18 protein-coding genes, 2 tRNA genes and 1 pseudogene are annotated in these 19584 nt (G+C 72.3%); 5 read left to right on the top strand and 16 right to left on the bottom strand.

Going from position 1 to position 19584, the window contains the following annotated elements; genetic code table 11:
* Nucleotides 1–128: 128 nt before the first annotated feature.
* The 4 genes from purL to IF29_RS46200 form a co-directional block, all read right to left on the bottom strand.
* The gene (purL, locus tag IF29_RS42320) at nt 129–2384 is read right to left on the bottom strand and encodes a phosphoribosylformylglycinamidine synthase subunit PurL (protein ID WP_037596208.1); all 2256 of its coding nucleotides are present in this window, start codon (nt 2382–2384) and stop codon (nt 129–131) included.
* Nucleotides 2384–3064, bottom strand: a complete 681-nt coding sequence (gene purQ, locus IF29_RS0122890; RefSeq protein ID WP_030258071.1) for a phosphoribosylformylglycinamidine synthase subunit PurQ — start codon at nt 3062–3064, stop codon at nt 2384–2386. Before purQ ends, purL begins: the two co-directional genes overlap by 1 nt.
* Nucleotides 3061–3312: a phosphoribosylformylglycinamidine synthase subunit PurS gene (gene purS / locus IF29_RS0122885; protein WP_030258068.1), complete on the bottom strand. Its 252-nt coding sequence runs from the start codon at nt 3310–3312 to the stop codon at nt 3061–3063. Before purS ends, purQ begins: the two co-directional genes overlap by 4 nt.
* Before the next feature lie 180 nt (nt 3313–3492).
* On the bottom strand, nt 3493–3669 hold the full coding sequence (locus IF29_RS46200) for a hypothetical protein (RefSeq protein WP_157623880.1): 177 nt from the start codon (nt 3667–3669) through the stop codon (nt 3493–3495).
* 98 nt (nt 3670–3767) lie between these two features.
* Here IF29_RS46200 and IF29_RS0122880 point away from each other — a divergent pair, with 98 nt between their 5' ends.
* The 3 genes from IF29_RS0122880 to IF29_RS0122870 all read left to right on the top strand — a co-directional run bounded on the left by IF29_RS0122880 (nt 3768) and on the right by IF29_RS0122870 (nt 4504).
* Nucleotides 3768–4085, top strand: a complete 318-nt coding sequence (locus IF29_RS0122880; protein ID WP_030258066.1) for a histone-like nucleoid-structuring protein Lsr2 — start codon at nt 3768–3770, stop codon at nt 4083–4085.
* A 158-nt stretch (nt 4086–4243) separates the two neighbouring features.
* A tRNA-Gly gene (locus IF29_RS0122875) sits at nt 4244–4315 on the top strand.
* A gap of 113 nt (nt 4316–4428) precedes the next feature.
* Nucleotides 4429–4504, top strand: a tRNA-Gly gene (locus IF29_RS0122870).
* 124 nt (nt 4505–4628) lie between these two features.
* On the opposite strand, the gene IF29_RS0122865 is transcribed toward IF29_RS0122870, so the two are convergent.
* The 4 genes from IF29_RS0122865 to purD all read right to left on the bottom strand — a co-directional run bounded on the left by IF29_RS0122865 (nt 4629) and on the right by purD (nt 10598).
* Nucleotides 4629–5543: a phosphoribosylaminoimidazolesuccinocarboxamide synthase gene (locus IF29_RS0122865; RefSeq protein ID WP_030258063.1), complete on the bottom strand. Its 915-nt coding sequence runs from the start codon at nt 5541–5543 to the stop codon at nt 4629–4631.
* 120 nt (nt 5544–5663) lie between these two features.
* A complete protein-coding gene (locus IF29_RS0122860) occupies nt 5664–7244 on the bottom strand; it encodes a N,N-dimethylformamidase beta subunit family domain-containing protein (RefSeq protein ID WP_030258061.1) in 1581 nt (526 codons plus the stop codon).
* A 98-nt stretch (nt 7245–7342) separates the two neighbouring features.
* Nucleotides 7343–8977, bottom strand: coding sequence for a membrane protein (locus IF29_RS0122855; RefSeq protein WP_030258059.1), 1635 nt, complete (start codon nt 8975–8977; stop codon nt 7343–7345).
* A gap of 379 nt (nt 8978–9356) precedes the next feature.
* Nucleotides 9357–10598 carry a phosphoribosylamine--glycine ligase gene (gene purD, locus IF29_RS0122850; protein ID WP_030258057.1) on the bottom strand — a complete coding sequence of 414 codons (1242 nt, stop codon included), beginning with the start codon at nt 10596–10598 and terminating at the stop codon, nt 9357–9359.
* Nucleotides 10599–10951: 353 nt separating this feature from the next.
* On the opposite strand from purD, the gene IF29_RS0122845 reads away from it, so the two are divergent.
* The gene (locus IF29_RS0122845) at nt 10952–11734 is read left to right on the top strand and encodes an SLATT domain-containing protein (protein ID WP_030258054.1); all 783 of its coding nucleotides are present in this window, start codon (nt 10952–10954) and stop codon (nt 11732–11734) included.
* A gap of 91 nt (nt 11735–11825) precedes the next feature.
* Here the strand turns inward: IF29_RS0122845 and IF29_RS0122840 are convergent, their stop codons facing one another.
* From IF29_RS0122840 to IF29_RS0122815, 6 genes are all read right to left on the bottom strand, one after another.
* Nucleotides 11826–12473: a hypothetical protein gene (locus tag IF29_RS0122840; protein WP_030258051.1), complete on the bottom strand. Its 648-nt coding sequence runs from the start codon at nt 12471–12473 to the stop codon at nt 11826–11828.
* Nucleotides 12474–12559: 86 nt separating this feature from the next.
* Complete coding sequence (locus IF29_RS0122835; protein ID WP_063757574.1) at nt 12560–13354, bottom strand: GntR family transcriptional regulator; 795 nt, start codon at nt 13352–13354, stop codon at nt 12560–12562.
* Between the two features lie 139 nt (nt 13355–13493).
* On the bottom strand, nt 13494–14849 hold the full coding sequence (locus IF29_RS0122830; protein WP_030258045.1) for an aspartate aminotransferase family protein: 1356 nt from the start codon (nt 14847–14849) through the stop codon (nt 13494–13496).
* A gap of 87 nt (nt 14850–14936) precedes the next feature.
* On the bottom strand, nt 14937–15392 hold the full coding sequence (locus IF29_RS0122825) for a GNAT family N-acetyltransferase (protein WP_030258043.1): 456 nt from the start codon (nt 15390–15392) through the stop codon (nt 14937–14939).
* 4 nt (nt 15393–15396) lie between these two features.
* On the bottom strand, nt 15397–15999 hold the full coding sequence (locus IF29_RS0122820) for a GNAT family N-acetyltransferase (protein WP_030258040.1): 603 nt from the start codon (nt 15997–15999) through the stop codon (nt 15397–15399).
* A 156-nt stretch (nt 16000–16155) separates the two neighbouring features.
* Nucleotides 16156–17442, bottom strand: a complete 1287-nt coding sequence (locus IF29_RS0122815) for an adenylosuccinate synthase (protein WP_030258037.1) — start codon at nt 17440–17442, stop codon at nt 16156–16158.
* Between the two features lie 132 nt (nt 17443–17574).
* Between IF29_RS0122815 and IF29_RS0122810 the strand changes: the two genes are divergently transcribed.
* On the top strand, nt 17575–18555 hold the full coding sequence (locus IF29_RS0122810) for a diacylglycerol kinase family protein (protein ID WP_030258035.1): 981 nt from the start codon (nt 17575–17577) through the stop codon (nt 18553–18555).
* Between the two features lie 10 nt (nt 18556–18565).
* Here IF29_RS0122810 and IF29_RS47855 read toward each other — a convergent pair whose 3' ends face one another.
* Nucleotides 18566–18859 (bottom strand): Rieske 2Fe-2S domain-containing protein, encoded by a 294-nt coding sequence (locus tag IF29_RS47855; RefSeq protein WP_475630830.1) that lies wholly within the window; start codon nt 18857–18859, stop codon nt 18566–18568.
* A gap of 201 nt (nt 18860–19060) precedes the next feature.
* Nucleotides 19061–19531, bottom strand: a pseudogene (locus tag IF29_RS47850) (DoxX family protein); the annotation flags it as partial.
* Between the last annotated feature and the right edge of the window lie 53 nt (nt 19532–19584).

The raw sequence follows: 19584 nt of genomic DNA, 5'->3' as shown, positions 1-19584 counted from the left end.
GATCGCGGCGGATCGCGGTGTCCACAGGTAAGACAGAACAGCGGCGGCAAACGTGACACGGCTGCCCCCGTCCCGGGGCGGGGTCGCCTGGGGACGGGGGCAGCCGGGGTGCTCCGGTGGCCGGCGGATCAGCCGATCAGGGCCTCGATGACGCCGGTGTGGGCCTCGTGGAGCTCGGCCAGCGGGAGCGTGAACTGGCCCTGGATCTCGATGCTGTCGCCGTCGACGACGCCGATGCGGGTGGCCGGGAGGCCGCGGACGCCGCACATCTCGGTGAAGCGGAGCTCCTCGCTGCGGGGGACCGAGACGATGGCGCGCCCCGCCGACTCGGAGAAGAGGAACACGAACGGGTCCAGCCCCTCGGGGACGACCAGCCGGGCGCCCTTCCCGCCGCGCAGGCAGCTCTCGGTGAGGGCCTGGATCAGGCCGCCGTCGGAGAGGTCGTGCGCCGCGTCGATCATGCCGTCCCGGGAGCCGGAGATCAGGATCTCGGCGAGCAGCCGCTCCCGCTCCAGGTCCAGCCTGGGCGGCAGGCCGCCGAGGTGGTCGTGGGCGACCTGGGTCCAGGCCGAGCCGCCCAGCTCGTCGGCGGTGTCGCCGAGCAGGTAGACCAGCTGGCCCTCCTCCGCGAAGGCCATCGGCGTACGCCGGTTGACGTCGTCGATCACGCCGAGCACGGCGACCACCGGGGTCGGGTGGATGGCCACCGCGCCGGTCTGGTTGTAGAGCGAGACATTGCCGCCGGTGACCGGGGTGCCCAGGGTCAGGCAGGCGTCGGCCAGGCCGCGGGTGGCCTCGGCGAACTGCCACATCACGTCCGGGTCCTCGGGGGAGCCGAAGTTGAGGCAGTCGGAGACGGCCAGCGGCTTGGCGCCGGTCGCGGCGACATTGCGGTACGCCTCGGCCAGGGCCAGCTGGGCGCCGGTGTACGGGTCGAGCTTGGCGAAGCGGCCGTTGCCGTCGGTGGCGATGGCGACGCCGAGGTTGGACTCCTCGTCGACGCGGATCATGCCGGAGTCCTCGGGGGTGGCCAGCACGGTGTTGCCCAGGACGAAGCGGTCGTACTGCGAGGTGATCCAGGACTTGTCGGCCTGGTTCGGCGAGCCCACCAGCTGAAGCACCGCGGTACGCAGCTCGTCCCCGCCGGCCGGGCGCTTGAGGCGCTCGGCGGTGGGGGCGTCGGCCTGCAGCTCGTCCTGCCAGGACGGGCGGGCGAAGGGCCGGTTCAGCACCGGGCCGTCGTGGGCCACGGTGCGCGGCGGCACGTCCACGATCTGCTCGCCGCGCCAGAAGATCTCCAGCCGCTCGCCGTCGGTGACCTCACCGATGACGGTGGCGATGACGTCCCACTTCTCGCAGATCTCCAGGAAGCGGTCCACGTTCGCCGGTTCGACGATCGCGCACATGCGCTCCTGCGACTCGCTCATGAGGATCTCCTCGGGCGAGAGCGTGTTGTCGCGCAGCGGCACGTCGTCCAGCTCGACCCGCATGCCGCCGGAACCGGCCGAGGCCAGCTCGCTGGTGGCGCAGGAGAGGCCGGCCGCGCCGAAGTCCTGGATGCCGGAGACCAGCCGCTCCCGGAACACCTCCAGGGTGCACTCGATCAGCAGCTTCTCCTGGAACGGGTCGCCGACCTGGACCGCGGGGCGCTTGGACGGCTTGGTGGCGTCGAAGGTCTCCGAGGCGAGGATGGAGGCGCCGCCGATGCCGTCGCCGCCGGTCCTGGCCCCGTAGAGGATGACCTTGTTCCCGGCGCCGAAGGCCTGCGCCAGGTGGATGTCCTCGTGCTTCATCACGCCCACGCAGAGCGCGTTGACCAGCGGGTTGCCCTGGTAGCAGGGGTCGAAGACGACCTCGCCGCCGATGTTGGGCAGGCCCAGGCAGTTGCCGTAGCCGCCGATGCCGGCGACGATCCCGGGCAGCACCCGGCGGGTGTCGGGGTGGTCCGGGGCGCCGAAGCGCAGCGGGTCCATCACCGCGACCGGGCGGGCGCCCATCGCCAGGATGTCGCGCACGATGCCGCCGATGCCGGTGGCCGCGCCCTGGTAGGGCTCGACGTACGACGGGTGGTTGTGCGACTCGATCTTGAAGGTGACGGCGTAGCCCTGGCCGACGTCGACCACGCCGGCGTTCTCGCCGATGCCGACCAGCAGTGCGTCGGTCTCCGGCTTCTTGTCGCCGAACTGCTTGAGGTGCACCTTGCTGGACTTGTACGAGCAGTGCTCGGACCACATCACCGAGTACATGGCCAGCTCGGCGCCGGTGGGGCGGCGGCCGAGGATCTCGCGGATGCGGGCGTACTCGTCGGCCTTGAGGCCCAGGGCGGCCCAGGGCTGCTCGGCGTCCGGGGTCTCGGTCGCGTGCTTGACCGTGTCGAGAGTCATCAGGAGCTCACCAGCTGCTTCAGGATCGAGGTGAAGAACCCGAGGCCGTCGGTGCGGCCGGTGCCGACCAGCGGCTCCACGGCGTGCTCGGGGTGCGGCATCAGGCCGACGACATTGCCGGCGGCGTTGGTGATGCCGGCGATGTCGTTGATCGAGCCGTTGGGGTTGACGTCCAGGTAGCGGAAGGCGACCCGGCCCTCGGCCTCCAACTCGTCGATGGTCCGCGCGTCGGCGGTGAAGCGGCCCTCGCCGTTCTTCAGCGGGACGGAGATCTCCTGGCCGACGGTGTAGTCGGTGGTCCAGGCGGTCGCGGCGTTCTCGACCCGGAGCTTCTGGTCGCGGCAGACGAAGTGCAGGCTCTCGTTGCGCAGCATGGCGCCGGGCAGCAGGTGCGACTCGGTCAGCACCTGGAAGCCGTTGCAGATCCCGAGGACCGGGAGACCGGCCTTGGCCTGCTCGATGATGGTGTCCATCACCGGGGAGAAGCGGGAGATAGCCCCGCAGCGCAGGTAGTCGCCGTAGGAGAAGCCGCCGGGCAGCACCACGGCGTCGACCTGGTGCAGGTCCTTGTCGCGGTGCCACAGGGCGACCGGCTCGGCTCCGGCCAGGCGCACGGCGCGCTGGGCGTCGCGGTCGTCGAGCGAGCCGGGGAAGGTGACGACGCCGATGCGGGCGGTCACTTCTCCTCCTCCACCCTCACGGTGAAGTCCTCGATCACGGTGTTGGCGAGGAAGGTCTCGGCGGCTTCGCGGATCCGGGCGAGGGCGGCGTCGTCCACCGGCCCCTCCAGTTCCAGCTCGAAGCGCTTGCCCTGGCGGACGTCCGCGATCCCGGCGAAGCCCAGACGCGGCAGCGCACGCTGCACCGCCTGGCCCTGGGGGTCGAGGATCTCCGGCTTGAGCATGACGTCGACAACGACGCGTGCCACGGGTACTCCCGGTGAGTGGTGGTGCGGGGGGAGCCCCCACTCTACTGGGGCGGCCGGGCGTCCTTGGATGATCGCCTGGCTGGACGCGCGTAGAACGGGGGCAGCGTGCGGAGGTTCACACAAATGACTACCGCCTGGTAGGCACGGATTGAACGTCGGAAATTCCCTCATTCGCCACATTCAGCCATGCATTAGCAGCACCGCCGAGAGCCCGTCCAGAGGTTTCGGTCCGGTATCGGCGAGGTCTCGAACCGACACGGAATAGGGGGCAGAAAAACTTGCCTCTTCGATTTTGGGACGCTTGAGGGGCAGAATGGCGGACACCGGCCGCCGCTTCGGCGCGCGCTCGGTGGGCAAGCGGCGCTCCCAGCCTCGCGACCTCCCGAAATGTACCTCCGACCTGCGGGTTTCAGGCGGCGCCAAGGCGCCGTGGAAATCCGAGAGGATTGGCATCCATGGCTCAGCGCGTAGTGGTAACCCTCTCTGACGACATCGACGGAGGGGTGGCCGAGGAAACCGTCCACTTCGCCGTCGACGGGAAGTCGTACGAGATCGACCTGTCTGCCCGAAACGCGGAAAAGCTGCGGAGTGCGCTCGCCCCGTATGTGGCGGCGGCCCGCAAGCAGAGCCGAGCCGGCAAGGCGCTCCGTCGCACCGAGGTCGCTCCGGACCCGGCGACGGTCCGCGCCTGGGCGCAGTCCCGGGGCATCGACCTGCCCGCCCGCGGCCGGCTGCCCAAGCATGTCTACGAGGCGTTCGCCGAGGCGAGCTGAGCCGGGCCGGGGCTGGGCCGGATCAAACCGGACTTTCCTTGACCTAAAGGTCAAAGCGCCCACCCTCGTGGATCGTGCAGTGATCCATGGGCTAGTGTTCTTCTCAGCGGAACACACCGGAGACGGAAGCCGAAAGGCCAGGTCAACGGGGTGGGCTCGCAGGTGTAGCTCAGTAGTAGAGCGCTCCCCTTCCAGGGGAGAGGCACAGTGTGCAATCCCTGTCACCTGCTCAACTCGACGCTCCGACCGGCTGGCGCAAGCAGCCGAAAGGATCAGGTAGAGTAGAGCTCGCCGGAACGGACCGGAGGCCAGCAGGCCGAAGGACCGAGAAGGCGAACACCATGCGGACGTGGCTCAGTTGGTAGAGCATCACCTTGCCAAGGTGAGGGTCGCGGGTTCGAATCCCGTCGTCCGCTCCAGATCGTGAGAAGGCGCACTCGTCAGAGTGCGCCTTCTTTCTTTTGTGTCGGCCAGGACCTGACGGTGCGCCAGTTCGACGCCGCTGCGGGCCCGGACCCTCCCGGGCCCGGACCCGCTGCGCTCTCAGGCCCAGCTCTGGCCGGTGAGGCGCTCGTAGGCCTCGACGTACTTGGCCCGGCTGTCGGCGACGACCTGCTCGGGCAGGGCCGGCGGCGGCAGCTCCGAGGCCGGGTTCCAGCCGGAGGCCGGCGAGGCCAGCCAGTCGCGGATGAACTGCTTGTCGAAGGAGCGCTGGGCCCGGCCCGGCTCCCACTCGTCGGCCGGCCAGAAGCGCGAGGAGTCCGGCGTCAGCACCTCGTCGCCCAGCACCAGGCTGCTGCTGCCCGGCTCCCCGTCGGCCAGGCCGAACTCGAACTTGGTGTCGGCCAGGATGATGCCCCGGTCCCTGGCGATGTCCCTGGCCCTGCCGTAGACGGCCAGGGTGGTCTGCCGCAGCTGGGTCGCGACCTCGGCGCCGAGCCTGCGGGCGACCTCCTCGTAGGGCACGTTCTCGTCGTGGTCGCCGACCTCGGCCTTCAGCGCGGGGGTGAAGATCGGGGCGGGCAGCTCCGAGCCGTCCTCCAGCCCGGCCGGCAGGGCGACCCCGCACGCCGTCTGGAACTGCAGGTACTCCTTCAGCCCGGAGCCGGTGAGGTAGCCGCGGGCCACGCACTCCACCGGCAGCATCTCCAGGCTGCGGCAGACCAGGGTGCGGCCCTCCCAGTCGGCCGGGGCGCCGGCCGGGACCTCGGTGGAGATCACGTGGTTGGGCACCAGGTCGGCCAGCCGGTCGAACCACCACAGCGACAGCTGGGTGAGGATGCGGCCCTTGTCCGGGATGTCGGTGGGCAGCACCCAGTCGAAGGCCGAGGTCCGGTCGCTGGCGACCATCACCAGCTCACCCGCGTCGTTCCGGTAGAGGTCACGCACCTTGCCGGTGTGCAGATGAATCAGGCCGGGCACCTGCACCGGCTGGGGCTTCTCGACGAATCCGCTCAAGACATGTCCCTCAGTCAAGTGAATCTCGGGGTGGGAGCTTGCCGGAAGTCTTTCACAGGGCCCTTCCCGGCCGACCGGGGCCGCTGTGGTGTCCCCTCCGGCGGCCCGCTCCGGTGGACGTCAGTGGACCTTGCAGATGCGGTCCAGCAGGTTCGCCGTGGCGCGTTGGACCCGCTCGTCGGTGTGGCCGGGCCGGTCCAGCGCCGGGGACCAGGCGAAGGTGCCGCTGGCGAAGACCAGGGCGCCGCCCGGGGCCCGGTACAGCGAGGTCTCCTGGTGCTGCAGCGCCCCCCTGGCGTCCCGGTACGGGGAGTGGGCCAGCAGGGTGCGCTCGGTGTGCGAGGGCAGCGGCACCCGCGGGAAGTAGTGGTCGGACTCCCCCGCGACCAGCCCGGGCAGCCGGTCCTCGTCCCGCAGCCCGGTCCCCTCCCAGACCCAGTGGCCGGTGTTGCGGACCACCATCGGCGCCGGCTCGGGGACCCGGCCGCTGTACTGGATGCCCATCAGCAGCTGCTCCGGGGCGCCCTGGTCGCGCCAGAGCGCCGACGGGGCGGCCCCGGCCGGGCTGCCGTCGGCCGGGCGGCGGCGCTTGCGGCAGGTCAGCAGCCGGTCCGGTTCGCCGTTCGGGCCGGGGTCGAGCTCGACCTTCCAGTACATGGTGTTGGCGCTGAGGAAGACCAGGGAGGTGCCGCCGTCCCTGGCGTCCTCCACCGACCGCCGCATCCGCGCCGACCAGTACTCGTCGTGTCCGGGGAAGACCAGCCCCCGGTAGCGCCCGGGGTCGACCCGGCCCGAGTGCAGGTCGGTCGCGTTGGCGTAGGCCAGGTCGTAGCCGTAGCGCTCGGCCCAGCGGATGAAGTCGTAGGCATGGCCGATGTGCAGCGGCAGCCCGGCCCCCGCGTAGGGGCGGTCGAAGGACACCGTGGTGGCCGCCTCCTCCTCGCCGAGCAGCTCGCCCTTCTCGTTCCAGGCGTGGTAGAGGCTGGCGCCCGTCCGGCCGTCCTCGGGGTAGAGGTTGTACGCCTGCCAGGTCACGTCGGGGAGCAGCAGCAGCAGGTCCGCCGCGAAGGGAGGTGCGGAGCGCAGCTCCCCGTCAGAAGGGTGGTGGTGGGCGAGGGGCAGGCCGCGGACGGTGAAGGGGATGTGGCTGCGGTGGCGGTGGTCGGCGGTGGTGAGCACCGCGACGTAGGCGCCGGGGCTCCAGTGCGTGGGGATCTGCAGCCGCCAGGACATCCACCAGTGGTGGCAGGAGACGGTGCGCCCGGCGACCAGCGGGGCGGGCTGGACCAGCCCGGAGATCCGCGGACTGGCCGCGAAGTGCCTGGCTCCGGCGCCGCCGTAGTGGCCGATCCGGTAGACGTCGACGGTGAACTCGCGGGCGGTGCTGACGCTGACCTTCAGGTCCAGCGAGCCGCCGAGGTCGGCGGCGGCCGCCGCGAAGCCCTTCAGCTGGCCGCCGACGTCGTCCGAGGGCCGCGGCAGGCCCAGCGCCGGGCGGGTCTCGGCGCCGGGCGGGCGGCGGGACAGCGGCAGCTGGCCCTCGGCCTGGCCCAGGTCGACGTACCAGGGGACCTGCAGCCCCGAGTCGTCGAAGTACTGGTCCGCGCCCCGCAGCCAGGGCAGCGGGCCCTGGCCGAAGGGGTCGGTGGCCCCGTGCGCGAGCGCCCCCGACTCCCAGCGACGGCCCTGCTCCGCACCCACGCGCCCCTCCCCTGGTTGCGGCGGCGAGGTGACGCTTCGTCACCGAATACGGTTGTCAGCTCACCCCATGTGTACTCATCGTACGTGCTGACGGGTTGTCAGGGCAGACGCACGGGCTTCTCCACCCGGACGCCGATCCCGGTGAGCCAGGCCCACAGCGGCTCCCCGTCGCCGTGCTCCACGGCCAGCGCGACCGGGGCGGCGAGATCCGTCCTGCGGACGCCGTCCACCAGCAGCACCGGGCCGTCCAGCCAGTCGAGCCCGGCCGCGGCGGCGCCGCTGCCGACGGCGACGCAGCAGACCAGCGCGCTGAGGTGCTCCCCGAGCAGGTCCCGGCCGGTCCGCGGCGGCTGCAGCTGCTGCGCGGGCTGCTGTGCGGGAGCGGCTGCGGCGGCCCGCAGCCGGCGGCTGGTGAGCGCCCCGGCCAGGGCGTCGGCGGCGCCGTCCTCGCGCAGCCGGACCAGCAGCTCGCTGATGGCCCGCGCCGAGGGGGCCGTTCCGGTCCGGTCCGTGCCGGTCCGGTCGAGTCCGGCGACCGCGAGCAGGTCGTCGGCGTGCGAGCGCCACACCCGCTCGACCACGTCCTGCGGGTAGTCCTGCCAGTCGACCGGGGCCCAGCGGGCCGCGGCCGCGGCGGGGGCGGCGGCCTGCGGGCCGCCGTGGAACAGCCTGGCGGCCAGCAGCGAGACCGCCTCGTCGATCCGGCCCGGCTCCTCCAGCAGATCGCAGGCCGGGCGCTCGCCGAGCCGGGTCTCGAAGCCGTCGGCGAGCCGGTCGCGCCGGGAGAGCTCGGTCAGCGCGGAGACCACGCCCGCGTCCAGCCGTCCCGGCCAGCGGCCTATCTGCCAGGCCGGCAGCGCGACCCGGGTGAGCAGCCGGTCCCAGCCCGCGTACGCCAGGCCGACCTGCTCCTGCGCGGCGATCCGCAGCCCGTAGTCCACCTGCCTGGCCTGCTCGGAGGCCCATCCGGCGACAGCGCGCTCCATCTCGGCGGCATGGCCCCGGCAGCGGCGCAGCAGCAGCGCGGAGACCCGGCCCAGCAGCACCAGCGCGGGGCGCTGCCAGGCCGGGGCGGCGGCCCGGTCGGCGGCGAGGCCGAGGGCGGCGTCCAGGGCCCGGACGAACCGGCGGGCCGCGGCGATGTCGGGGTCGGCCGAGCAGGCGGTGCCGGCCACCACCGGCGCCAGCAGGGCGCGCAGTTCGGCGACGCGCATCCACCACATGAACGGGGAGCCGATGACCAGGGTGGGCGCGGGCGGGGCCGCGGCCTCCCGGCCGAGGGCGTCGCCGCCGGCCGCGGCCGGCACCGGCAGCGCGGGGGCGGCGGCCGGGGAGGGGTCCTCCAGCCAGCTGTCGCAGTCCGGGGTGAGCGCGATCCTGGCCGGGGCCGGTACGTCCATCCGCTCGGCGACGTCACGGACCAGCCGGTAGAGCTCCGGAGCCTCGGTCTCGGTCAGCGGGACGGCCGGCACCAGCGGGGGTCTGACCCGGCGCAGCACCGCGGCGAGGGCCAGCACGCCGAGCAGCACCACGGCCGCCACCGCGGACACGGCCCAGCGGGCGGCGTCCCACCCGGCCGCGTCGGCGGAGCCGGCGGCGCCGAGGTGGCCGGTGACACCGCCGGCGATCAGCACGGCGGCGGCAGCGGCCGGCAGCGCGGCCACCGCGAGCGCGGCACCGCGCACCCGCAGCACCGCCTGGGCGCGATCGCGCGCCGCTTCCACACCGGCCATGGATCAGTCACCCCCTGCCTGCTCTGCCGCGGATCCGCCGGACCCGGACTGTCGTCCCCCGTCGCCTATTGACGACGAGCGACCCGGGCACGGTGTTCCAGGAACGGGTCGGAACCACTCGGATAAGTGATTCCCTCTGAACCGCAGCCTCCCCCCTCGACGCCCGGCGTACCCGGCACCGGCCTCCGGGGGCGGACGAGGGCACAGCGGTCTGCGGTACCTTCGGGGCACCATAAGGCCGAGGGGCGACAGGCGTCAGCCGGATGGGGTTCCCGTCACCCGATGGGCTTGGTCCTTGGGCTTGTTGCCCCGATCCGGTCGCGGTCCGTTCCGGCAGGGCGGCGTTGGGCCCTGCGGGTGGCGGTGGGATCCCCCGCGGTCAGATCCCGGCGGCGATGTCGCTGCGGTGGTGCGAGCCCTTCAGCCCGATCCTGGCGGCGGCCTCGTACGCCCGCGTCCTGGCCTGCGGGATGTCCTTGCCGGTCGCGGTGACCGAGAGGACCCGGCCGCCGGCGCTGACGACCCCGCCGTCCGCACCAGCCGCGGTGCCGGCGTGCAGCACGTAGGCGGTGCCGTCCGGGGCCTCGGCGGCGTCCAGCCCGGTGATCGGGTCACCGCTGCGGGGGCTCTCCGGGTAGCCCTCGGCGGCGATGACGACGGTCACCGCGGCGCCGTCGCGCCAGCGCAGGTCCGGGAAGTCGGCCAGCCGCCCGGTGGCGGCGGCGTGCAGCAGCCCGTTCAGCGGGGTCTTCAGCCGGGCCAGCACCACCTGGGTCTCCGGGTCGCCGAAGCGGGCGTTGAACTCGATCACCCGCACTCCGCGCGAGGTGATCGCCAGGCCGGCGTAGAGCAGCCCGGAGAACGGGGTGCCGCGGCGGCGGAGCTCGTCCACGGTCGGCTGCAGCACGGTCTCCAGGACCTCGTCGACCAGGCCGGGGGCGGCCCAGGGCAGCGGGGAGTAGGCACCCATGCCGCCGGTGTTGGGGCCCTGGTCGCCGTCGAGGGCGCGCTTGAAGTCCTGGGCGGGCTGCAGCGGGACCACGGTGGTGCCGTCGGTGACGGCGAACAGCGAGACCTCGGGGCCGTCCAGGAACTCCTCGATGACCACCCGGTCGCAGCCGGCCGCGTGGTCCAGCGCGGCCTGCAGGTCGGAGGTGACCACGACGCCCTTGCCGGCGGCCAGTCCGTCGTCCTTCACCACGTACGGGGCGCCGAAGGCGTCCAGCGCCTCCGCCGCCTCGGCCGGGGTGGTGCAGAGGTAGGAGCGCGCGGTGGGGACGTTGGCGGCGGCCATGACGTCCTTGGCGAAGGCCTTGGAGCCCTCCAGCCTGGCCGCCTCGCCGCTGGGTCCGAAGACCGGGATGCCGCGCTCGCGCACCGCGTCGGCCACCCCGGCGACCAGCGGCGCCTCCGGGCCGACGATGACGAACTCGGCGCCGAGCGAGACCGCGAGGTCCGCCACCGCGGCGCCGTCGAGCTGGTCGACCGGGTGGACCCGGGCGACCCGGGCGATCCCGGCGTTGCCGGGGGCGCAGTGCAGTTCGCCGACCTCGGGGTCGAGGGAGAGGGCACGGCACAGGGCGTGTTCGCGGGCACCGCCGCCAATGACAAGGACCTTCACGGGGCTGAGCCTAGTCGGTGCCGGAGGACGCCCGGTCCGCCGGTCCACGTGGTGGCGGCGTGACCGACGCAACAGGCCCGGGCCGCCGGGTCAGGTACGCTCCTGCGGGCCACCCACCCGTAAGGGTGAGAGTCGCGGATCCCTGCCGCAGCCGCCCGTCCGGGTTGCTGTCTGGGGTTTCTGCGAGGGCCCCGGTGACGGTTTTGCAGCCGAATCCGAGCGGAACGGTCACATGGTCAGCCATTTGGCGGTAAGAAGTGGTGCTTGGAACCAGGAGGGCTGAGGGCAGTGCTTGTGTCAGTGGCACCTGGGACGATCGGACCCGATGGGCCGAAGGACAGGGAGTTCCCACGGTGAGCCAGCCCGAAATGCAGCCCGAAGAGAGTCCTTGGGGTACCGACCCCGGGATGGAGGAACCGGTGACCGCTGCACCCCCGCAGCCGGAGGCGTCCGGCGGTCGTGATCTCAGTACCCGGCAGTTCCCGCTGGGCGACTGGGGCGAGCCCGCAGAGCGCCTGGAAGAGCTCTACCGCTGGTCGGAGGAGCGTGCCGTCGAGGCGATCGACTGGTACCAGCGGGACCGCCGCTGGAAGCGCCGCGGCGCCCGTACGCTGCGGTATCTTGCCGCGCTCTCGGGCGTGGCCGGCGCGGTGCTGCCGCTGGTGCACCTGACCGGCGTCTGGAACGGCGCGGCCGACTGGGGCTACGTGCTGCTGCTGCTCGCCGGGGCCTGCCTGGGCGCGGACCGGGCCTTCGGCCTGACCAGCGGCTGGATGCGGGACGTCAGCACCGGCCAGGCGCTGCAGCGGCGGCTGGAGGCGTTCCAGTTCGACTGGGCCTCGGAGTGCGTGCGCGAGGTGCTCGGCCCGACCGAGGGCACCGCGAGCGAGGCCGCCGAGCGCTGCCTGGGCGTGCTGCGCCGGTTCTGCGAGGACGTCTCGGACATGGTCCGGATGGAGACCTCGGAGTGGATGCTGGAGTTCCGCGCCTCGATGACCCAGCTGCCGACCCAGGCCGCGGGCAACTGGGGCGGCCGTACCGAGGGCGCGGGTGCCCAGGTCCGGGTGCTGCCCACGCTCGGCGGCGGCCGGCCGACGATGCCGCGGCAGCGTCCGCCGGAGCCCCCGCTGCGGTAGCGCGGTCGTGGACGTGGTCGGTAGACGTAGTTGAGGGGGCGCCCGTCGGGCGCCCCCTCAACCGCTTCCGGAGCTCAACCGTTTCCGGGCCTCAGGCGAAGACGACCATGGAGCCCTGTCCCAGCGCGCGGACCGCCGCCGCGTGCAGCCCGGTCCAGGCGTGGCGCTCGCGGGAGAAGGGACCGTCGTTGCCGGGCGGCGGGTGCGCCGGGCCCTCCAGCGTGGTCGGGGCGACCGGCCGGACCGGGACCGGCGGGGCCTGGTGGTCGATGCCGATCCAGGGGGCCACCGCCTCCAGCTCCCGGAGCAGCCCGTGCAGCGATCCCAGCGGCCCTCCGGTGGCCAGCAGCGCGTCGTCCACGATCGGGCTCTCGAAGTCGATCGGGACGTACGCCCCGGCGTGGTCGAAGTGCCAGACCAGGTGCGACCGCTCGGCGGTGTCCTCGAACATCTCCAGCAGCTGCTCGTAGTCCCCGCCGAGCTCGTCCACGGGGGTCACCGGCAGGTTGGTGAGCTGCAGCAGGTAGGCGCGGCGGAGGAAGTGCAGTGACTCGTAGTCGAACGCGGCGACGGGTTCCACGTCACCGCTCAGGCCCGGCATGTACTGGAACACCGGCACCGGCGGCAGTCCGTGCGCACCGAGCGAGGCGTTGTAGATCTCCAGGTCCTCGGCGAACGGGTTCTCCGGGCTGTGGACGAGTACGTCGACGAGCGGGACGAGCCAGATGTCACAGGCCACGGGCACTCCTGGGCGCGTACGCGCCGGTTGCGACGACGGTGGGGTTTGCTCTCATCGCAGCCACCCTAACGCTCTGCGGCGAAGCCTCACAGGGAGTCGCGCTGAGCGGGAATCGGCAGGATGTCGGCGTAGCCGATGAGGGTGCCCTCGGCGCTCTCACCGCAGAGCGCGGCCATCTGCCGGAGCGACTCGCGGTTGTAGTCGATCAGCATCCGGTGCACCGTCTCGCGGTCCTTGGCGACCAGGTGCTCCATCAGCTCCAGGTGCCCGGACCAGCAGTAGTCGGCGATGTCCGGGCGCCCGCGCAGATAGGGCGCCGCGAAGATCCAGTACTGCACCCGGAGCCAGTCCAGGTACCCGGTCAGCCGCTCGTTGGCGACCAGGCCGGCCAGCTCCCCCCAGAACCGCAGGTCGCACCCGACCAGCACGTCCAGGTGCCCGGCCCGGGCCGCCCGGTGGGCGGCGTCGGCACGGCGCTGGAGCGAGGGCAGCCGCTGCCAGTCGATCGCCTTCAGATGGACCGCGAGGCGGCGGAACATCCCGTCCGAGACCAGGGTCCTGGCCTCGACGATGTCGACGAAATCGGCCCAGCCGAGCTGCGGGACGGTGAAGCCGCGGTGGTGCTCGGTCCACAGCAGGCCCTGGGCGGTGAGGTCGAGCAGCGCCTCCCGGACCGGGGTGGCCGAGACCCCGTACAGCTCGGCGATCTCCTTGACGGTGAAGTGCGTTCCGGCCGGCAGCCGGCCCGCCATCATCTCGTCGCGCATGGCGCCCGCGACCTGCTCGCGCAGGCTGCTGCGGCGGAGCGGGGACGGCTGGGCCGGCGATGTCTCCGCGGCCTGTGAGGCCCGCGGCCCCGAGGGCGGCAGGTCGGACGGCACGACCCCTCCTCGGGTGGGCTTCAGTGGTTCGGGCCTCCCAAGGGTAAGGCCCCGAACCCGCGGAAGCAGCGGAATTCGGGGCCAGTGTGGTCTAGACCTTATGTCAAATCAGTAAAGATCACCTGAAAGTAACCCCAGCTCAGACCGTATGTGCATCGGCGATGCTGAGCACCTCGTCCAGGATGGCCAGGCCCTCCTTGACCTCGGCCTCGCTGCTGTTGCACGGCGGGACGACATGCAGCCGGTTCATGTTGACGAACGGCCACAGCCCGCGCTGCTTGCAGGCCGCGGCCAGCTCGGCCATCGGCGCGGCAGCGGCGCCGGCCGCGTTGTAGGGGGTCAGCGGCTCCCGCGTGGTCCGGTCCCGGACCAGCTCCAGCGCCCAGAACACGCCCAGGCCGCGGACCTCGCCGATGACCGGGTGACGGTCCGCCAGCTCGCGCAGACCGGGACCGATCACCGTCTCGCCCAGCTGCCTGGCGTGCTCGACGATGCCCTCCTCGGCCATGGCGTTGATCGTCGCCACCGCGGAGGCGCAGGCCAGCGGGTGGCCCGAGTAGGTCAGCCCGCCGGGGAACGGGCGCTCGGCGAAGGTCTCCGCGATGGCACCGCTGATGGCGACGCCGCCCAGCGGGACGTAGCCGGAGTTGACGCCCTTGGCGAAGGTCAGCAGGTCCGGCGTGACGCCCCAGTGGTCGGCGGCGAACCAGGCGCCGGTGCGGCCGAAGCCGGCCATGACCTCGTCCAGGATGAAGACGATCCCGTAGCGGTCGCAGATCTCGCGGACCCCGGCGAGGTAGCCGGCCGGCGGCACCAGGATCCCGGCCGTGCCGACCACGGTCTCCAGGATGATCGCGGCGACGGTCTGCGGGCCCTCGAAGGCGATGGTCGCCTCCAGGTGCTGCAGCGCGCGCTCGCACTCCTGCGCCTCGTTCTCGGCGTGGAAGTTGGAGCGGTAGGCGTAGGGGCCCCAGAAGTGCACCACACCGGAGACCCCGGTCTCGTTCGCCCAGCGCCGGGGGTCACCGGTCAGCGCGATCGCGTTGGCGGTGGCGCCGTGGTACGAGCGGTAGGTGGAGAGCACCTTCTGCCGGCCGGTGTGCAGCCGCGCCATCCGGATGGCGTTCTCGTTGGCCTCGGCGCCGCCGTTGGTGAAGAAGATCTTGTCCAGGTCGCCCGGGGTGCGCTCGGCGATCAGCCGGGCCGCCTCGCTGCGCACGTCCAGGGCGAACGCCGGGGCGAAGGTGCAGAGCTTGCCGGCCTGCTCCTGGATCGCCGCGACCACCTTGGGGTGCTGGTGCCCGATGTTGGTGTTCACCAGCTGCGAGGAGAAGTCGAGGAAGCGGTTGCCCTCGTAGTCCCAGAAGTACGAGCCCTCGGCGCCGGCGACGGCGAGGGGGTCGATCAGGGCCTGCGCGGACCACGAGTGGAAGACGTGGGCGCGGTCGGCAGCCTTGACGGCCTGCCCCGCTGCGGAGTCGACAGAGATGCTCATGGCCGCAGCCTACGGAGCGGTTCGCCGCCCCGGCAGCGACAGCCTGTTCGCCGATACCGGGGCAGCGCTACAGGCTGTCAACCGGGGTCAGGACGGTGCAGCGTCCATGCTGTAGGTCAGGAAGACCGTCTTGGCCGCATGCCGATCGTAGACGGCCCGGGCCCGGTAGTTGTTCTCCGCGGTGTTCCAGCGGACGGTCGCCCAGCCCTCGTCCGCCGCGATCCGGGCCAGCGCGCCCAGCAGCGCGTCGGCCGCACCGCTGCCGCGGCGGGCCGGGTCCACGAACAGGTCGTCGAGGAAGCCGCTGGTCCCCCGCAACGGCGAGTCATAGGCCCGGAAGTGCGCCAGCCCGACCGGCACGCCGTCTGCGTCCCGGGCGACCAGGCAGCGTGTCTCCCGCTCCGGGTCGTGGATCCAGGCCCAGACCCGGTCGTAGTCCGCCTCGCCCAACTCCACAGCGTAGAAGGCGCAGTAGCCCGCATAGAGCTCCTGCCAGCGCTGCCGCTCCCCGGCCAGGACCGGGGTGATGCTCAGATCCGACACGGCGTCAGCCCTCCAGCAGTCGGTTGGTCAGCCGGGCCTTGGCCTCCGGCCACTCGTCCACCAGCATCGAGAAGTAGACGCTGTCGCGCCAGGACCCGTCCGCCCGCAGCCGGTGCCGCCGCAGCACGCCCTCGCGCTGCGCGCCGAGCCGGGCGATGGCGTTCTGCGAACGGGTGTTCAGGTGGTCGGTCTTCCACTGGACCCGGCCCATGCCGAGGTCCTCGAAGGCGTGGGTCAGCAGCAGCAGCTTGGCCTCGGTGTTCACCGCCGTGCGCCACACCGGGCGGGCGTACCAGGTCCAGCCGATCTCCAGGCGCTCGTCGTGGGGGACGATCTCCAGGTAGTTGGTCCATCCGACCGGCTTCCCGGTGGCCGAATCGATCACGGCGAAGGCGACGGCCGAGCCGACCTCCACCTCCGCCAGGCGCTCGTCGAGCAGTCGGCCGAGTTCCTGCTCGCTCTGCGGTGGTGTGACCGTCAACCAGCGCCACACCTCCTCGTCCCGGCCCCCGGCCAGGAAGAGCTCGGGCAGGTGGTCGCGGGACAGCGGCTCGAGGCGGACATGGGCCCCGGTGAGCGTCGTGGACGCGGGTGTCTTCGCAGGCATGGTCAGACAGTAGGCAACGTTTGAACTAAGCGCAATTCAATTCTGCATTAGTACAACAAGGGGATGGTGGCGCCCGAACGCCGAGGACCCCGCCCACCCGCGACGGCGGGTGAACGGGGTCCTCGGTCGACGACGGCAGCGGGCCGGTCGGAGCGGCTACGACAGGAACGACCTGACCTGGATGGTCTCGGTGCGGCCCGGTCCCACTCCGATCGCGGAGATCGGGGCGCCGGACATGTCCTCCAGGGCCTTCACGTACGCCTGGGCGTTCTTCGGCAGGTCCTCGAAGGTCTGGGCCTTGGTGATGTCCTCGGACCAGCCGGGCAGGTTCTCGTAGATCGGCTTCGCGTGGTGGAAGTCGGTCTGCGAGTAGGGGAGTTCGTCCACCCGCCGGCCGTCGATCTCGTAGGCCACGCAGACCGGGATCTGCTCCCAGCCGGTGAGCACGTCCAGCTTGGTGAGGAAGAAGTCCGTCAGGCCGTTGACCCGGGTCGCGTAGCGGGCGATCGGGGCGTCGAACCAGCCGCAGCGGCGGTCGCGGCCGGTGGTGACGCCGCGCTCGCCGCCGATGCGGCGCAGCGCGTCGCCGTCGGCGTCCAGCAGTTCGGTCGGGAACGGGCCCGAGCCGACGCGGGTGGTGTAGGCCTTGAGGATGCCGATGACCCGGTCGATCTTGGTCGGTCCGATGCCGGAGCCGGTGCAGGCGCCGCCGGCGGTCGGGTTCGACGAGGTGACGAAGGGGTAGGTGCCGTGGTCCACGTCCAGCAGGGTGCCCTGGCCGCCCTCCATCAGCACGACCTTGTTCTCCTCCAGGGCCTTGTTCAGGACCAGGACGGTGTCCGCGACGAACGGGCGCAGCTTCTCGGCGTAGCCGAGGTACTCCTCGACGACCAGGTCGACCGGGACCGCGCGGCGGTTGTAGAGCTTGACCAGGATCTGGTTCTTGTCGTGCAGCGCGGCTTCGACCTTCTGCAGCAGGATGCTCTCGTCGAACAGGTCCTGGACCCGGATGCCGACGCGGTTGATCTTGTCGGCGTAGGTCGGGCCGATGCCGCGACCGGTGGTGCCGATCTTGCGCTTGCCCAGGAACCGCTCGGACACCTTGTCCAGGGTCCGGTGGTACGGGGTGATCAGGTGCGCGTTCCCGGAGACCAGGAGCTTGGAGGTGTCCACGCCGCGGTCCTGCAGTCCCACCAGCTCGGAGAAGAGCACGGCCGGGTCGATGACCACGCCGTTGCCGATCACCGGCGTGCACGTCGGGCTGAGAATGCCCGAGGGAAGCAGGTGCAGTGCGTACTTCTGATCGCCTACGACCACCGTGTGACCGGCATTGTTGCCGCCCTGGAAGCGGACTACGTAGTCGACCGAGCCACCGAGGAGGTCGGTGGCCTTCCCCTTGCCCTCGTCGCCCCACTGAGCGCCGACCAGCACGAGTGCGGGCACAGGCGTACACCCCTTTCGGGCGGGGCACAACAGACGGCGGAAGGCCGCCGTTCTGGCCCCGGATAGACCAAGCCCCTGGCGCAACAGCGCAAGGGGCTCTTACACCGAGAGATTACCCGAGGAAGGAGAGCGGTGTCGGCTGTGCGATCGGCGGGAGAGGCACTCCTGGTGGTGGTCTCCCCCGCCGCCCTGGCCCTGGACGCGGAATCGGTCAGGGTGGCCAGGGACGTTCTCGGGGCAGCCTTCGCGGTGAAGCTGGTGGTTCCGGGGAGCCTGGCCGAGCTGGAACGGACGCTTTCGCGCAGGGGCGGGAAGCGACTCGTTGTGATTGGTGATGACCGTGCGGTGCACCAGGTGGTGCAGGTGTTGCACCAGCGTGCGGAGCTGGCGGTGAGCCCCCTCGGGATCATCCCGATCGGAAATGGCGAAAAGGTGACCCTGACCAGGTCACTGGGGGTGGCCGCGCGCCCCGTGGACGCCGCCAGAACGGTCGTCGGCGGCGCCGAACGCACCCTGGGCCTGCTCGTCGACGAGAGCGGCGGAGTGGTGCTCGGCGGACTGCGCATCCCCGGCCGCGGGCACCCCGGAGCCGTGCCCGGAGCAGCCGCGGAGCTGATCCACCCGGACCGTCCGCCCGGCTCCGCGGACGGCGCCGCAGCGGTACCGCAGCCGAGCGGCGCCGACTCCGAGCCGCGTTCGCTCAGGGCGAACAAAGCTGCGCCCGGGCGAGGCGGTCTGCTTCCGTCCCGCTGCCTGGGCTGGGGCCTCCAGTTCGGACGGGCCGCCCGCAGCGTCGCCGCACAGCTGCGCCCGCTCCGCGGCGACCCCGGGCAGGCGCTGCTGGTCGAGGCGGACGGGCGGATGCTGGCCGATCTGGACCACCCGGTGTACCTGGTCGCCGCCCCCGACGACGGCCTGATGGAGGTGCTGCTGAGCCCCTCGTCCGGGTCCGGCGGGCCGTTGCGGGTCCGGGTCCGGCGGATAACCGTCAGCGGCGGCCCGGCCACCAGCTTCACCTATCTGGCGGACGACGCGCCGGGCGGCCCGGTCCAGCACCGCACCTGGACCGCCGAACCCGCCGCCTGGCGGCTGACCGTCCCACCTGCCGCCTGACGCCTGCGGCTCAGGCCGTCTCCGTCCCCAGGTGCAGCTGGTCACCGGTCCGGGTGATGCCGAAGCGGGCGAGCGCCTTGGTGGCCGGGCCCTGGAGCACGGCGCCGGTGGCTGCGTCGAAGCAGGAGTTGTGGCAGGGGCAGACGAAACGGCCGTCCTCGGGCGGGTTCACCGTGCACCCCGAGTGGGTGCAGACGCCGGACAGCGCGGTGTAGCGGCCCTCCTCGGGCTGCTGCAGGTAGACCGGATCTCCGCTGCCCGGAGCGGCCACCCGGAGCACACCGCCGACCGGCACCGAGGCCACCGCCGCGACGGCGGTCCCGGTTCCCGTCCCCGCCCCGGTGCCGGTCCCTGCCCCGGTTCCGGTCCCTGCCCCCGCACTCGGCGCGGCCGTCCGGCCCCGGCTCCGGGCCACCCCCGCGCCGGTCAGCAGCACCGCGCCGGCCACCGCGAGGGTCGCGATGCCGCCGTCCACCAGAACCTGCCTGCGGCCCCGGCCGGCGGCCGTCCCGCGCGCATGACGGGCGATCAGCTCGTCCAGCGAGTACTGCGGCGTCCCCGCCAGCACCAGCGGCACCCAGGCCATCAGATAGATCAGGTCGTTGCCCAGGTAGTACGGGTGCACGCCCCAACTCACGCTCAGCCACAGGGTCAGATTGATCAGCGCGCCGCCCAGCGCGGCCAGTCGCCCCCACAGCCCCAGCAGGGTGCCGAACCCCACCGCCAGTTCGCCGAAGGCCATGGCCAGCCCGGCGGGCGTGGGCGAGCGCACCGCCTGGTCCAGCAGCGCGCCGATGGGGCTGTGCGCGGCCACGGCGTGCGCCTGTGCGGCCATGGACGCGGGGTCGGCCACGCCGGCCAGGAAGTGCGGGTCGGCGAGCTTGTCCAACCCCGCGTAGACGAAGGTCGCGCCGAGGAACAGCCGCAGCGGGAGCAGCGCGTAGCGGCTGGGTGAGCGGTCGGGCGGAGTGTCCATGGCTTCGGTCCGATCGGGCTGCGGCTGCGGGTAAGGACGGTGACGGTTCATCA

Origin of the sequence: Streptacidiphilus jeojiense (assembly GCF_000719095.1) — a bacterium.
GTDB lineage: Bacteria > Actinomycetota > Actinomycetes > Streptomycetales > Streptomycetaceae > Streptacidiphilus > Streptacidiphilus jeojiensis.
The sequence above is the reverse complement of the archived record's forward strand: the minus strand, read 5'-3'. Positions and strand labels throughout refer to the sequence as shown.

Excerpts from the sequence above, each read along its gene's own strand:
- purL (WP_037596208.1), bottom strand. The coding sequence starts at position 2,384 with ATGACTCTCGACACGGTCAAGCACGCGACCGAGACCCCGGACGCCGAG.
- IF29_RS0122880 (WP_030258066.1), top strand. The coding sequence starts at position 3,768 with ATGGCTCAGCGCGTAGTGGTAACCCTCTCTGACGACATCGACGGAGGG.
- IF29_RS0122855 (WP_030258059.1), bottom strand. The coding sequence starts at position 8,977 with ATGGCCGGTGTGGAAGCGGCGCGCGATCGCGCCCAGGCGGTGCTGCGG.
- IF29_RS0122830 (WP_030258045.1), bottom strand. The coding sequence starts at position 14,849 with ATGAGCATCTCTGTCGACTCCGCAGCGGGGCAGGCCGTCAAGGCTGCC.
- IF29_RS0122820 (WP_030258040.1), bottom strand. The coding sequence starts at position 15,999 with ATGCCTGCGAAGACACCCGCGTCCACGACGCTCACCGGGGCCCATGTC.